The organism is Candidatus Sulfuricurvum sp. RIFRC-1 (genome assembly GCF_000310245.1).
Taxonomy (GTDB): domain Bacteria; phylum Campylobacterota; class Campylobacteria; order Campylobacterales; family Sulfurimonadaceae; genus Sulfuricurvum.
In genome coordinates this window covers 2,319,918-2,334,918 of record NC_020505.1, presented here as the reverse complement: position 1 = coordinate 2,334,918, position 15,001 = coordinate 2,319,918, and the positions used below count along the sequence as shown (strand labels likewise).

Annotated in this window: 14 protein-coding genes; 5 read left to right on the top strand and 9 right to left on the bottom strand. The window is 46.6% G+C overall.

All coding sequences use genetic code 11. From position 1 onward, the window contains the following. Positions 1 to 81 precede the first annotated feature (81 nt). The 4 genes from folE to B649_RS11860 all read left to right on the top strand — a co-directional run bounded on the left by folE (position 82) and on the right by B649_RS11860 (position 4,310). On the top strand, positions 82 to 669 hold the full coding sequence (gene folE, locus B649_RS11875; protein WP_015654764.1) for a GTP cyclohydrolase I FolE: 588 nt from the start codon (positions 82 to 84) through the stop codon (positions 667 to 669). Positions 670 to 672: 3 nt separating this feature from the next. After that, complete coding sequence (gene fliI / locus B649_RS11870; protein WP_015654763.1) at positions 673 to 1,980, top strand: flagellar protein export ATPase FliI; 1,308 nt, start codon at positions 673 to 675, stop codon at positions 1,978 to 1,980. A 129-nt stretch (positions 1,981 to 2,109) separates the two neighbouring features. Beyond that, the gene (locus tag B649_RS11865; RefSeq protein ID WP_015654762.1) at positions 2,110 to 3,324 is read left to right on the top strand and encodes a NifS family cysteine desulfurase; all 1,215 of its coding nucleotides are present in this window, start codon (positions 2,110 to 2,112) and stop codon (positions 3,322 to 3,324) included. 11 nt (positions 3,325 to 3,335) lie between these two features. Continuing rightward, the gene (locus tag B649_RS11860; RefSeq protein ID WP_015654761.1) at positions 3,336 to 4,310 is read left to right on the top strand and encodes an iron-sulfur cluster assembly scaffold protein; all 975 of its coding nucleotides are present in this window, start codon (positions 3,336 to 3,338) and stop codon (positions 4,308 to 4,310) included. Between the two features lie 81 nt (positions 4,311 to 4,391). On the opposite strand, the gene B649_RS11855 is transcribed toward B649_RS11860, so the two are convergent. From B649_RS11855 to B649_RS11820, 8 genes are all read right to left on the bottom strand, one after another. Further along, positions 4,392 to 5,858: a PhoH family protein gene (locus B649_RS11855; RefSeq protein WP_015654760.1), complete on the bottom strand. Its 1,467-nt coding sequence runs from the start codon at positions 5,856 to 5,858 to the stop codon at positions 4,392 to 4,394. Between the two features lie 53 nt (positions 5,859 to 5,911). Next, entirely contained in the window at positions 5,912 to 6,985 is a 1,074-nt protein-coding gene (gene aroC, locus B649_RS11850) for a chorismate synthase (RefSeq protein WP_015654759.1), read from the bottom strand. Then, a complete protein-coding gene (gene rnc / locus B649_RS11845) occupies positions 6,982 to 7,662 on the bottom strand; it encodes a ribonuclease III (protein ID WP_015654758.1) in 681 nt (226 codons plus the stop codon). The genes aroC and rnc overlap by 4 nt, the downstream gene beginning before the upstream one ends. 127 nt (positions 7,663 to 7,789) lie before the next feature. Beyond that, entirely contained in the window at positions 7,790 to 8,221 is a 432-nt protein-coding gene (gene rnhA, locus B649_RS11840) for a ribonuclease HI (protein WP_015654757.1), read from the bottom strand. Further along, positions 8,196 to 9,239, bottom strand: coding sequence for a tetratricopeptide repeat protein (locus tag B649_RS11835; RefSeq protein WP_015654756.1), 1,044 nt, complete (start codon positions 9,237 to 9,239; stop codon positions 8,196 to 8,198). Before B649_RS11835 ends, rnhA begins: the two co-directional genes overlap by 26 nt. Before the next feature lie 6 nt (positions 9,240 to 9,245). Then, the gene (locus B649_RS11830; RefSeq protein WP_015654755.1) at positions 9,246 to 9,704 is read right to left on the bottom strand and encodes a hypothetical protein; all 459 of its coding nucleotides are present in this window, start codon (positions 9,702 to 9,704) and stop codon (positions 9,246 to 9,248) included. Continuing rightward, on the bottom strand, positions 9,701 to 11,296 hold the full coding sequence (gene recJ, locus B649_RS11825) for a single-stranded-DNA-specific exonuclease RecJ (RefSeq protein WP_015654754.1): 1,596 nt from the start codon (positions 11,294 to 11,296) through the stop codon (positions 9,701 to 9,703). The genes B649_RS11830 and recJ overlap by 4 nt, the downstream gene beginning before the upstream one ends. Next, a complete protein-coding gene (locus B649_RS11820) occupies positions 11,280 to 12,908 on the bottom strand; it encodes a CTP synthase (RefSeq protein WP_015654753.1) in 1,629 nt (542 codons plus the stop codon). The genes recJ and B649_RS11820 overlap by 17 nt, the downstream gene beginning before the upstream one ends. A gap of 126 nt (positions 12,909 to 13,034) precedes the next feature. Between B649_RS11820 and B649_RS11815 the strand changes: the two genes are divergently transcribed. Then, entirely contained in the window at positions 13,035 to 14,663 is a 1,629-nt protein-coding gene (locus B649_RS11815) for a cation:proton antiporter (protein WP_291750908.1), read from the top strand. Here the strand turns inward: B649_RS11815 and B649_RS11810 are convergent. After that, positions 14,660 to 14,968, bottom strand: coding sequence for a hypothetical protein (locus tag B649_RS11810; RefSeq protein ID WP_015654751.1), 309 nt, complete (start codon positions 14,966 to 14,968; stop codon positions 14,660 to 14,662). The genes B649_RS11815 and B649_RS11810 overlap by 4 nt on opposite strands. Between the last annotated feature and the right edge of the window lie 33 nt (positions 14,969 to 15,001).

The window sequence follows — 15,001 nt, the reverse complement described above, 5'->3', positions numbered from 1 at the left end:
GCTGAATTAAAATAAAAGCAAAGTAATGATAGAGTAATAGAGATAGTTTAATGACCAATATTTTTAACGATGAGAGAACCGATGTCAAAAGAAAATGAACAACAAAACTTTGAAGAAGCGGTCAAAACGATGATTCGCTATGTCGGTGAAGACGTTAATCGAGAAGGGTTGGAAAAAACTCCAAGCCGTGTTTTGAAAGCGTATGAATTTATGTTCGGCGGGTACAAAGAAGATCCTCAAACCATTTTAAATTCGGCGATGTTCGCGAGCAGCAACGATGAGATGGTTTTAGTCAAAGATATCGAGTTTTATTCGACGTGCGAACACCATCTTCTTCCGATTATCGGACGGGCCCATGTTGCTTATATCCCGAACGGAAAAGTGGTTGGGCTCTCCAAGATCCCTCGTGTTGTCGATGTCTTTGCGCGACGGATGCAGATTCAAGAGCAGTTGACCGAGCAGATCGCCGATGCATTGATGGAAGCGGTAGAGCCTAAAGGGGTTGCGGTGGTGATCCAAGCGCGCCATATGTGCATGGAGATGCGCGGAGTGGAAAAAATCTGCTCTACAACGACATCAAGTGCGTTACGAGGATTATTTAAAAAAGATGAAAAGACCCGAATGGAGTTTTTCAGCTTGATCAACTCTTCCAGCGGGAACCGTTACTAAACCATGCCGCTCAAAGCACTTCGCGGTCGTTTAGGGGTTGAAAAATTGACGACTGTATTCGGTACGGTGACCAAAATCAGCCCCACGGTTATTGTTGCCGAGGGGTTGCATGTCAGTATCGGTGATACGGTGCTGATGGTGTCAGAGATCAGCGGTGCAGAGGCACTCGGGATGGTGAGCGAGGTAGAGCGCAACCGTTTTTTTATTACCCCTTTTCGGTTTGTGGAAGGGTTCCGAGCCGGGGATAAAGTCTATCCGAATCAAAGCGGTATGATGATCGAAGTGGGTGAGGCGTTGCTCGGACGGGTAGTCGATCCCTTTATGAATCCGATAGACGGTAAAGGTCCTGTTTCCGGGACTCATCTCGAATCGATTATTAAAGCCCCTATTGCCGCAATGAAGCGGGGGATGATCGATGAGCCCTTCAGTGTCGGTGTCAAAACGATTGACGGACTCCTCACGTGCGGAAAAGGGCAGAAACTCGGTATCTTCGCCGGAAGCGGTGTGGGGAAATCGACCCTCATGGGGATGATCGTTCGTGGTGCCGATGCGCCCATCAAGGTGGTTGCCCTTATCGGTGAGCGGGGACGTGAGGTTCCCGAATTTATCGAAAAATCTCTCGGAGGCAATCTCGAAAATACCGTCCTTGTTGTCGCAACCAGTGATGATTCGCCGTTGATGCGAAAATACGGGGCGTTTAGTGCGATGAGTGTGGCGGAATATTTTAAAGCGCAAGGGCACGATGTATTGTTCATGATGGACTCGGTAACCCGTTTTGCAATGGCACAGCGTGAAATTGGTCTTGCATTGGGCGAGCCTCCTACCTCAAAAGGGTATCCGCCATCGTCGTTGACGCTCTTGCCGCAGTTGATGGAGCGTGCCGGAAAAGAGGAAGGGAACGGTTCGATTACCGCCTTTTTCACCGTGTTGGTAGAGGGGGATGATATGAGCGATCCGATCGCCGATCAGTCACGCTCGATTCTCGACGGTCACATCGTACTCTCGCGTGAACTTACCGATTTTGGAATCTATCCACCAATCCATATTCTCAACTCTGCATCGCGTGTAATGAACGATATTATCTCGCCGGAACATTTTGCCGCAGTGCGCCGTTTTCGTCGCCTCTATACACTTTTAAAAGAGAATGAGATGCTGATCCGTATCGGAGCCTATGTCAAAGGTACCGATAAAGAGCTCGATGAGGCGATCAATAAAAAAGAGAAGATGGAAGCATTTCTATCCCAAGGTGCAAAATTCAAAAGCGATTTTAATGAGACGGTTGATCAGATGATAGCATTAATGGGGAATTGACACATACCTTAAGCCTTCCTAAACATAAAAAACCCTTAAGGTTACTATAACGTCGTTTGCACTATTATCCCAAAAGTTAAAGAAGACTAAATTAGTCTTTTATTTAGAACCCTAGTATAGGAGCATTATATGCAAGTCTATTTGGACAACAACGCGACAACGATGGTCGATCCTGCCGTCGTAGAGGCGATGGTTCCGTATTTTAGTGAGATTTACGGAAACCCGAACTCACTGCATCGTTTTGGTACCGCATCACACCCTGCGATTACAAAAGCGATTAATCAGATGTACAAAGCGATTAACGCGAGCGATAAAGATGATATTATTTTTACCTCATGCGCTACCGAATCGAACAACTGGGTCTTGAAATCGGTATGGATTGATAAGATTGTAAACGGGGATAAAAACCATATCGTTACCAGTGAAATCGAACATCCCTCCGTCCTCTCTACCTGTAGATTCCTCGAGGAACAAGGGGTCAAAGTAACCTATCTTCCGGTGAACGATCAAGGGATTGTTGAAGCCCATACGCTTCGTAGTTTCATTACCGATAAAACGGCGCTTGTCTCCATCATGTGGGCAAACAACGAAACAGGGATGATCTTCCCGATCAAAGAGATGGGTGAAATCTGTAAAGAGAAAGGGGTTCTTTTCCATACAGATGCGGTTCAGGCTGTCGGTAAAATTCCGGTTGATATGCAAGAAGTTCATGTTGATTTTTTATCAATGTCCGCCCATAAATTTCACGGTCCTAAAGGGATCGGAGCCTTGTATATCCGCAATTCGGAAGCGCTTACCCCATTGTTACACGGCGGAGAACATATGGGAGGACGCCGATCGGGTACTCTCAATGTCCCTTATATTGTAGGGATGGGAAAAGCGATCGAGCTGGCAACAGAGAATATCGCTGAAAAAATGGGTTTAATCCGTGCTAAACGTGACCGCTTGGAAGATGCGCTACTCTCAGGGCTCAGTGACGTAATGGTCGTCGGAAACCGCGAGAACCGAACACCGAATACGATTTTGATCTCCATTCGCGGGGTTGAAGGGGAGGGGATGTTGTGGGATCTGAACAATGCTCTCATCGGTGCCTCTACCGGTTCGGCCTGTGCCTCGGAAGATCTCGAAGCAAATACGGTCATGCTGGCGATCGGTGCCGATAATGAGTTAGCCCATACGGGGATTCGTTTGAGCCTCAGCCGTTTTACGACAGACGCGGAGATCGATTATGTGATCGAGCGTTTTAGAGGCGCTGTTTTAAGATTACGCGCTATTTCAAGTTCGTATGCAATTGTACAACCCACTGCCGGCGGTGAAGCAACCGCATGCGGAATACATCACTAAAGGATTCTATTATGGCAAAAAACGATTTATTGGGCGGATCTCTTTGGGATCAGTATTCTGACAAAGTAACAACATTAATGAACAACCCTAACAATCAAGGGGAGATCACTCAAGAGGAGTGTGACGCGGCAGGACACAAGCTTATTGTTGCCGATTTCGGAGCGGAGAGCTGCGGCGATGCCGTTCGTTTGTATTGGGAAGTGGACCCTGCGACTGATACGATTGTAAAATCAAAATTTAAAAGTTTTGGCTGCGGTACGGCGATTGCAAGTTCGGATATGATGGCAGAGCTCTGTATCGGAAAGACGGTACAAGAAGCGGTTAAAATTACCAATATCGATGTCGAAAAATCACTCCGTGATGACCCTGAAATACCGGCTGTTCCACCGCAAAAAATGCACTGTTCCGTTATGGCGTACGACGTTATCAAAAAAGCGGCGGGGCTTTATCTCGGCGTTGATGAGAGCAGTTTTGAAGATGAGATTATCGTGTGCGAATGTGCCCGCGTCAGTCTTGGAACACTTCGTGAAGTGATCAAGCTCAATGATCTCAAAACCATCGAGCAAGTGACCGATTACACTAAAGCGGGCGGATTCTGTAAATCGTGTATCAAACCGGGCGGACATGAAGCGCGTGAGTATTATCTTGTGGATATCCTTGCCGATGTACGCGCTGAAATGGATCAGGAAAAAATGCGCAATGCGGCAGATGCCGGAGCGCATGGTGATTTCGAAGCGATGACATTGGTTCAAAAGATCAAAGCGATTGACAGCGTAGTCGATGAGTCAATTCGTCAGTTTTTGATTATGGACGGCGGAAATATGGAGGTTATCGATATCAAAGATTCTCCTGATTATATCGACGTGTATATTCGCTATTTGGGTGCCTGTAACGGCTGTGCGAGTTCAAGTACGGGGACATTGTACGCTATTGAAGCGACGCTTAAAGAGAAACTTTCACAGAAAATCCGCGTTCTTCCAATCTAACTATTTATACTTTTCCGTTCGTGGTGAGCTTGTCGAACCATGAACTGCCCTTCAACAGGCTCAGGGCGAACGGAAAAATCTCTAAAAATTCTTATCAAACCAATCCGCTACCTGACTTCGTATCGTATGTCGCAACTGAATCCCTGCAATAAAGTTGTTGTGCTGTGCTTTGTTCAGCAAGCTCACAAGGGCATTGCGTCGTTTGGAGAGGAACGGATGGTCGATTTGTCCCGGGTCACCCATGACCACGAGGCGTGTTTCATCTCCCATGCGGGTTCCGATCAGTTTGAGAGTGGCATTGGTCATGTTTTGTGCTTCGTCGATGATTACAAATTTGCGTGAAATGGTTGTTCCCCGCATATGGGCGATATCCATGACCTCGATATTGTATTTTTTCATAAACACTTCGGTGGCGTTTTCCCGTTTCACCGAGTTAGTATTGCCGGTATACTCGACGCGTGCATCGATGGAGCGTTTGCTTTGGTGCTCAATCGTAAAGTTGACGGCAGCATAAAGGGGATACATGAAAAAGCCGAGCTTTTGCTCCTCATCCCCTTTTCGAAATCCAAGTTCCGCTTGCTGATCGTTCGAAGTCACGGTATTACGGGCATAGACGATCCCCTCTACAATTCCCTCTTCGACCAGTTCCAGCCCAGCTTGGAGGGCAACGAGGGTTTTTCCCGATCCGGTTGAACCGGAGACAACGCTAACATAGTTTTGCGGATGGGTCATCATTGCGTAATAAAACTTTTGCTCCAGATTCAGAGGACGGACAAACTCTTCGTTGAAGTGTTCCCCGAAACGTCGATCGAAATCACACCACTCGATTTGGTTATTGAAGCTGAATGCGTGACGTTGGATTCCCGTTTCATACATCTCAGAGGTGGTGCTGAGTGCCTTTTGGACAAAAGTGATTTGGTCAAAATTATGGTGTTCGACACCCTCCGGGATTGCCGGAGTCTCTTCATACTCATACGTGTAAGTAAAATCGATTTGTTCCGGTGCTTCGACACTGCTGTTGCGGATACTCTGGGTACGGATTCCCCGAATCTCGGCGGCGATGCGAAAGGACATATCATTGCTAAGGAGGGTAAGGTCGTAATCATCGGCAATCTCACCGATTTTGGCATCATTGATCCCTTTCGGCTCTGAAAAATTGTGAGATATACGGTAATTTTCACGGTGGACGATAAAGAGGTCGATGAGATTCGCCTCACCTCCGTGGAGGGAGCGATCATAATTGAGGGCTAACCGGTAGTAACGGTCATTTTTACATGCATCCATATCAACATGCTTGCGAACACACTCAGGAAGCTCTATAAAACTGATCGGCTCGCCCCATGCAGCATCAGCAAGGCGGAAAAATTCCCGAGCCTGAAAGCCCGCTTCGGAGCGCATATCGTCTTTTTTACTGTTGAGTTCAGCCAAAACGATGTTAGTGATAACGATACCGTTGTGATTTTCATCACTGATTCGTAAAATGTTGGTGGGATCATCTAAAATAACGGAAGTGTCAAGGAGATAGCAGTTTTGAGTCGTACTCAGCACAAAGAACCCTTTTTATAGGAATTCTTTATGGTAGTGAAAGAAAGCTTAAATATTTATACGTAGTAGTTTTTTACGCCGTTCATTGTTGAACCCATGTTGAGCAGTAGCATATCGGCAACGACAAGTGCCGCCATGGATTCGGCAACGACAGAACCGCGTACAGCGACGCAGGGATCATGACGACCTTTGAGAGAGACATTGATAGACTCATTATGGGTATCGATACTTTCTTGGTCGATGAAAATCGACGGGGTCGGTTTGAAGTGAACGCGCAAGATGACATCATCCCCGTTGCTCATCCCCCCTAAAATGCCACCGGAGTGATTGGTTTTAAAACCATCTGGAGTGATTGGGTCGTTATTTTGGCTGGCGAGGAGCTCTGCACTGTGAATTCCCTCGCCGATTTCAACCGCTTTGACGGCATTGATTCCCATCATTGCCTCTGCCAACACTGCATCGAGTTTGTAATAAAGCCCCTGTCCTAAGCCGATAGGAAGATGTGAAATTTTGACTGTAGCAACGCCTCCGACCGAATCATGAGCATTTTTAGCCGTTAAAATTGCCGCTTTTTGAGCCTCTTCTACGCTCGCGTCAAGGGCATAGATAGGGCTGTTTTTTGGATACGAGAAATCCAGACTTTGTGCCTCGATGCCGTGGATAGCACTGATACCGCTGGCAAACTCGATCCCCAAAGAACGGAGCATGAGTTTCGCAATCGCTCCTCCCGCAACGCGCGCCGCCGTTTCGCGTGCTGATGAGCGTCCGCCGCCGCGATAGTCGCGGAGACCGTATTTGTGAAAATAGGTAAAGTCTGCATGACCCGGACGAAAAATATCTTTGACATTGCTGTAATCACCGCTCTTTTGGTCGGTGTTGTAGATCACCATCGCTATCGGTGTTCCGGTGCTAAATCCTTCGAATACGCCGCTGAGGATCTCAACTTTATCCTCTTCTTTGCGTGCGGTAGCAAACTCGTTCTGCCCCGGTTTGCGGCGATCGAGTTCGCTTTGAATAAACGCTTCATCGATTTCGAGTCCGGCAGGGACACCGTCGAGAACACAGCCGATCGCTTTGCCGTGGGATTCGCCGAATGTTGTTATGGTAAAACGTTCACCAAACCGATTCATTTGAGCTCCTTTGACAGCATCTCAAGGGCGATTTGCGCCGCCTCTTGCTGGGCTTGTTTTTTACTTTTTCCCTGAGCGGAGGCGTATCGCTTGCCGTCGATGATAACGGCAACTTCAAACTCTTTTTTATGATCGGGGCCGTGAGCGGCGATGAGCTGATATTCGGGAGTGGTTCCGTAATGGGCTTGGGTCAGCTCTTGGAGAGAAGTTTTATAGTCTTTAAAGAGTGAATCGAGCGAAATATCAGGATGGACGTGTTCGAGGAGATCAATGGTAATCTCCTGCACTTTGCCCAAACCGGTTTCGAGGTAGATTGCCCCCATGAGTGCTTCAAACGCATTCGAGAGGAGTGAGCTTTTGGTTCGACCGCTGTTGTTCTCTTCGGCATTGGAGAGATAGATATATCCTCCAAGATCCAAGTGGAGGGCGAGAGCGGTAAAACCCTCTTCGTTGACGAGTGATGCGCGCATTTTTGAGAGTTTCCCCTCGTCGTATCCGCGAAATTTGCTATAGAGGTATTCACCGACGATGAGATCGAGTACCGCATCTCCCAAAAACTCCAAGCGCTCATTATTGTAGGGCTGTTTGTAGCTTTTATGCGTCAGCGCTTCAATAAGGAGCTCTTTGTTTTGAAATGTGTACCCTAAGCGTTCTTGCAGGGTGGTTAAGTTATCCATTAGTGATTTAATCCTTTTTTAAATTTTTCCGCTTTCATCATTTTAACACGGATTGGGAGCAAAGCCCCCCATCCTACGCTAACGCTGAGTTCTCTTCGGCAGAGAGCCTACGCACGCTTGCGTACTTCTATTTTAAAGCGTTTTTATACTTTTCCGCCTCTTCGCGGGCGATTTGGTCACATTGCTCATTTTCGGGATGACCGTTATGTCCTCGAACCCATACGCCGTTGATACGGTGGCCTCTAGAGACTTTGATATATTCTTGCCAGAGGTCGGGGTTTTTGACTTTGGCAAAGTTCCGTTTGACCCACCCCTCCAGCCACTCGTTAATCCCTCGGATCACATAGCTCGAATCGGAGATTACGGTGACGTCGCACGGTTCTTTGATCGCACGAAGACCTTCTATCACCCCGAGGAGTTCCATCCGATTATTCGTCGTATGCTCTTCCCCGCCGCTAATAATCCGTTCTTTATCGCCGTAGCGCAGAATCGCTCCAAATCCCCCCGGTCCGGGATTACCCAATGCCGAGCCATCACTGAAGAGAGTTATTTTCTTCAAACCGTTCCTTTGAGAGATTCATTATGTTTTGTACGGTATCAATCGCATGACAGTGAGGACAGCGGTGAAACGGTAAAAACGAGATTTGGTTACACGCATCACACGTATATTCAAATTCCAGTGTTGCTTTGCCTGCACCGCAGCGGCGTAATGCGATCAGGGTGTCAAGCTCGAAAATCGAGCTTCCCTCTGCCAGCTCTACTGAGCTTTTTGCACTGAAAAGCTCACGCAGATAGGTGTTGCTTGCAATTATATCCAAATCGAGATTTTCATCCCCTACACGCCACAATACATCGCTGAGCCGTTCGCTGAGGGATTGATCGAAATGTTTCCACGCCAAAAGCGGACGATACGTAAAAAGCCATTCATACACCATATACCCTAAACAGTGATGGGTTTCGTAAAATGCAATCAACCGGTGCGCTTTTTCATCGATACTGATACGGTGATCGCTAATGAGAAGTTTGCATTCCAAATAGAATTTTTCATTGATCGTTTCGGGTGAGAGTTCTTGTAGGGACTCCATGACTTCTAGCGCTTTATCGTATTGCTGAAGTTGTTCATAGATGAGGACTAAAAAATGGAGTGCTTGGGGTGTTCTGGGTGCATTGCTTAGAATTTGGAGAAAACTCTGACGGGAACGTTCTAAAAATCCTGCTTTGAAAAAACTTTTTCCTAACAGTAATAAAGCGTCTTTTTGAAAGATGGGATCACGATTTTTTGAGAGGAGGGCGTGATAGATTTCAACGCTCTTTTCATAGTTCCCTTGATGCTCAAAGCTTTGTGCCAGTAAAAGCCATGATTCGCTGGTGAGGGAGTTGCTCTGCACTTGCTCAGAGAGTTTTGCCTCTTCTTCAAGCGATTCGAATTTTCCTAAAAATGATTCGAGATCACGATGCTCTCGGGATGTTTTGTATCGTCCCCACCAGTAGCTCAAAAACGAGAGAATAAAGAGGAGGATAAAAAAAACGACAACACCAAAAAGGGGATCGCGAAATTCAATAAAAAAAGTGTCCATGACGTATTATAGCTTTTGAAAGGTTATTTCGAGAATGGTTCGTGTTTTTGGATCGATCCGGTAGTGTACTGAGGGCTCATTATCGTAAGAACAAAGGGCATTAGGGCATGTCAATGTTTTAGCTTGAGGCAATGAATCACCCAGTCCGAGGTTCCGTTTGTTTTTAACCTGCGGGTTGAGGATATGGATTGCGGCGATTTTCTTACCCGAAGCATCGGACACGATTTGGGCGATGAGTCCATCCCCCCGTTTCATTTGGTAGATGATCTCGGGGTACTGAGGGGAAATTCGACTCAGTTTTTCAAACTCAAAACCGTGCAAAGAAGTACTGATTTGCTCGAATGGGGTATCGGGATGGATCGCACCGAGACCCTCTTCACTGATGGTGAGCGGATAGGGGAGAGTGGTATTAGTGCTGTTGCATCCGATGAGCAAAAAAGCGAGGAAAAGGATACGCGTGATCAAAAGACTCTCTCCACCATCAGTTGGAGGGAGACACGTCCGTTCCATTCATTTTTATTTACTGTATAGCTGCACGACATTTTTTTATTTTCGGGGCATTCGAGTGTTCGCCGAAATGCGATCAGTTCGAGTGTTTTTGGACTCACAGCAGAGGGGCGGAGTTCGATACGGCTGTGCGATTGGTCGCTACCGAACAGTTTTACGGTTACAACATCGGCCTCACGGATCAGAAACCTCGGGCGGGGATTTCCCTCACCGTAGGGTTCGAATCGCTCCAACAGCTCTAAAAGCTGAAAATTGATCATCTCATGTTCCAGCTCACCGACGATCTCATTGTGGGGAATGAAATCAGAAGGATTAACACTTTTTGCCGCTTCATTGATTCCAAGACGAAATGCGCTTACCGTATCACTGCTCATCGAAAGTCCTGCCGCCATTTTGTGACCGCCGAATTTTTGCAGATGTTTCTCTTGGGATTTGATGAGGGTATAGAGATCGACATTACCGATGCTCCGACCGGAGCCTTTGGCAATACCGTTGTGAATACTGAGGACAATGGCAGGTTTTTGAAAATGGTTGACGAGGCGTGATGCCACGATCCCGACGACCCCTTCATTCCAGTGCTCACCGACTACGACTATGATTGAATCATCACGGTTTACGTGTACCATTGCTTCGGCGGTATTTTGCGCTTCGGTCTCTTTGCGCAAGGTATTGAGGGCGCTGAGAAGTTCGAACTGATGGTATGCCCTCTCGCTGGTGTCGGCCAAGAGAAAATCCAAAGCGATCGAAGCATCTTCGAGCCGTCCTGCCGAGTTGATACGCGGAGCGATTTGAAATGCGATATCTTCAGAGGAGACATTGGAGCGGTTTAGAAAATCACGTATAAGGAGAAACGGAGAGAGGGATGACGTTTGCATCATCTCTAACCCTGTCTTGACAATAGCACGATTAATCCCTATGAGCGGCATGACATCGGCGATAATTGCGAGAGCGAGAAAGGGAAAAAACTGACGCATATCGATGGTGAGGTTTAGTTCTTGTTTCACTAGCCCCATGAGCAGCCAACCCACTTGCGCACCGCATATCTCTTTAAACGGATAGGGACAATCGGGCTGTTTCGGGTTGATAATGGCATAAGCGTCCGGGAGGATGTCACCAGGGGTGTGATGATCGGTAATGATCAGATCGATTCCCCGTAACCTGCACACTTCTGCGGCTTCTATGGCATTGATCCCGTTGTCGACGGTAAAGATGACATCCGCATCGAGACGCTCGAGTACATTTTTAGAGACCCCATACCCATCACTAAATCGGTTCGGTATGGTAGTAATTAGAGGGTAGGGGATGAGGTCGAAAAAACGTTTGACGATTGCGGTCGAGGTGACGCCATCCACATCGTAATCGCCGACCAGAGCGATACGTTCATTGTTACGGATAGCACGAGCTAAACGCTCGGCACCTTTTTTGGCATCTTTGAGATTATTGGGGTGGGGTATATCGGAGAGTTTCTCGCTTTGCGCCTCAAAACGGTGCGCTAAAAAACTCCCTAGAGAGGTATGATCGAGAAGGGGTACTTCAGGCAGGGTTGACATGCGCGAATGTTGCTTTCACAAATCCGAGGATGGAAGCATTCGGACTTTGGAGACGAGAGGTGAATTCAGGATGAAATTGTACCCCCAAAAACCATGGATGATTTGGAATCTCAACCGCTTCGATCAAACCATGTGATTCACCGGTAACGACCATTCCCGCCGCTTCGAGTGCTGCACGATAGGTCGGATTGGCTTCGTAACGGTGACGGTGACGCTCATAAATCAGTGCTTCGTTGTTATAGGCAGTACGAAGGTTTGACCCCTCTTTCGTTTCACACGGGTATTCGCCCAGACGGAGTGTTCCTCCCATCGGCGAGTGGTGGGTTCGAAGCTGAGTTTCACCTGATTGGTCGATGAAATTATCGATTAGATAAATCATTGGATGGGTCGTTTTCGGGTTAAACTCGATGGAATTGGCATCAGCATAGCCTAAAACATTGCGTGCGTATTCGACGATGGAGAGCTGCATTCCCAAACAGATTCCCAAATACGGGATTTTATTTTCACGGGCGTAGCGAATCGCTTCGATTTTCCCTTCAACTCCACGGTTACCGAAACCGCCGGCAACGAGAACCGAATCACAGTCGCGTAACAGTGCTTCTGCCCCTTGCGTTTCGATTTTTTCACTGTCAATCCAGTTGATCGCTACGCGGGTATCGAGATGCGCTCCCGAATGGATAAGCGCTTCGATGAGCGATTTATACGACTCTTTGAGTTCCAGATATTTACCGACAAATCCGATGGTAACATGGTGTTTTGGAGAGACAATCTTTTTGACCAATGAATCCCACTGTTCCATATCGGGTTTAAGTTCTCCAAGACTGAGCTCTTTAGCGATCGGGGCAAGGATATTTTGTTGTAAAAAGCTCAATGGTACTGCATAAATGGTTTGCTCATCCATTGCTTCGATGATACTGTCCGAGCTGACGTCACAGGCGAGGGCAAGTTTCTTTTTAAAGGTTCTTGGGAGTTTTTCTTCACTACGGGCGATAATCATCTGTGGGGTGATTCCGATACGACGAAGCTCCTGCACTGAGTGCTGGGTCGGTTTGCTTTTGTGCTCACCAGCCGCTTTGATGAACGGGATGAGGGTAACATGGATGAAAAATGTCCCTTCTACCTCGTCATCGTGTTTCATGGTGCGAATCGCTTCCATAAACGGCAATCCCTCGATGTCTCCGACGGTACCGCCGAGCTCAACAACAAGAATCTCATGTCCCTCACCGGCTTTTTTAATACGATCAACAATTTCTCCGACGATATGAGGAACAACCTGAATCGTCTGCCCCAAATACCCGCCGCTGCGCTCACGTTCGATAACCGAGCTGTAGACTTGACCCGTCGTGAAGTTGCTGGTGCGTAAAAAAGATGCGTCGAGAAAACGTTCGTAGTTTCCAATGTCCAAATCCGTTTCGGCACCATCTTGGGTTACGAATACTTCACCGTGTTCCAGTGGGCTCATGGTTCCCGGGTCAACGTTGATATACGGATCGATTTTGAGCATTCCGACTTGTTTGCCGGAGTGTTTGAGTAACGCTCCGATACTGGCTGCCGTAATCCCTTTTCCGAGTGAACTGAGTACACCGCCGGTTACAAAAATATATTTGGTCATTGAATCATTCCTTAGCTATTAGCGTTTTTACGATGGGGTTAAATGGGTCGTAGTGATCCAAAACGTCGACAAATTGCCGCTCTTCTTAAGGAACGTATTATATACTTTTAAGACTTATAAAAATGTTTGACAAATTGGAAATTAGTGGAATCGGTACTTTATTACATCACAATAGCTTTGGGAATGTCGATTGTTGTCAATCTTGTCCTCAAGCGATTTGGAATTTCGCCGATTATCGGTTACATTTTGACCGGTGTGACGGTTGCGTACGGATTCGATTTACGTCACATGGCCGATTCGCATACCTTAGAGATGATTGCCGAATTCGGTGTGGTTTTTTTGATGTTTACGATCGGACTGGAAGTGTCGTTGCAACGCCTTTCAACGATGAAAACCGATGTCTTTTTTAACGGTTCGCTTCAAGTTCTTCTCTCTGCGGGCATCTTTTTTTCTTTTGCGTACGGAGTATTCGGAATTTCATTAGAAACGGCATTGATTATTTCGATGGCATTGTCGCTCTCTTCGACCGCAGTCGTTTTGAGTTATCTCAAATCGACCAAAGAGATTGCCCGTCCCTATGGCCAAAAGTCGACCGGGATTTTGATTTTTCAAGATATTGCCGTTATCCCGATCTTAATTTTGATCGGATTTTTAAGCTCAAACGGTAAAGATATCAGTGATGTATTACTTCAAACGGCGATTAGTGCGTTGGTCATTGTAGGATTGTTGTTTATCGTAGGCAAGAGAATGATGACATGGTTGCTCCATTTCTCCTCTTCGAGTGAAGTGGACGAACTGTTTATGGGTTCGGTTTTGGTTATTGTTGTGGCTTCTTCCCTGTTAGCTTCGTATGCCGGATTTACCTACTCTCTTGGGGCATTTGTCGCGGGGATGATTATTGCTGAAACCCGTTATCACCATAAAGTTGAATCCGATATCGCACCGTTTAAAGATTTATTGCTCGGAACCTTTTTTGTTACGGTCGGGATGAAGATCGATTTGGCACTGTTTGTAACCCATTTATCTGAGATTATGATAATCCTCTTGGGGGTTTTGATCGTTAAGGCGATAATTATTTATGGAGTTATCCGTATCTATTCCCAAGCCAAAATCGCATTTAAAACCGCTATTGCCCTTTCGCAGGTCGGAGAGTTCTCCTTTGCAATTTTTGCACTTGCGGGGAATAACAAGCTTATTCCCGATGAACTTTCTCAGATTTTGGTATTGGTCATTGTCTTATCGATTGTAGCTACCCCTATAATTTTGGCAAATTTGTCGAAGATCAGCAGCTATTTTTTCAAAGATATCAGCGTTACCGAAACGTTTGCCATGTTGCCCGGACGTAAAAATCATGTTATCGTCTGCGGCTACGGGGTTGTGGGAAAATTCGTGGCTAAAGCATTGAAGGCCGAGGGGGTCGATTACGTTGTTGCCGACAACAGCTATAAACACGTCGAAGAGGCGCTTCGTGATGGGCAAGAGGTCTATTTTGGGGATATGTCTAAAAGCGCTATTTTGGATAAATTGTGTACCAAAGAGTCGGTAAGTGTTATCGTCACACTCGATAATTTGGACAAAAAGAGACTTATTTGTGAAACGATTATCCGTTATGCGCCGAATGTGAAACTGGTAGTTAAAGTGATCAGTTTAGAAGAAAAGCGTGCCCTTCGAGGACTTCCCATCTCCATCACGATCGATGGAAAGAGAGAAGTGGCGGCACGCTTGGTCAGCGAAGCGCTTTATTGCGATCTTTAAGGTTTTTGTTCAGTGACGAGCCATTGAAGATAGCGTATCGACCACTCTAAATCTTCTATTGCAGTATCGACCGCTTCGAGAGGCTGATCGAGTTGGCTTTTGAGTTCTTTTAGGCGTTGTTTGAGATACTGTGCCATATGGTAGTAGGTGTTAAGAGAGGTGTCGTCTTGGGCTTTGATAATTAAATCTTCCAAAGTCGCAACCAACTCTTTTTCATTGGGGAAAATATTTCCCGCTTTACGAAGAGTTCGCTGTACCTTTTGGAGGTGCTCCATATCGACTTTGAAATTATCGGTATTGTTCATTTTTTTCCTTGGATACGCCACGCGAGCAAAGCC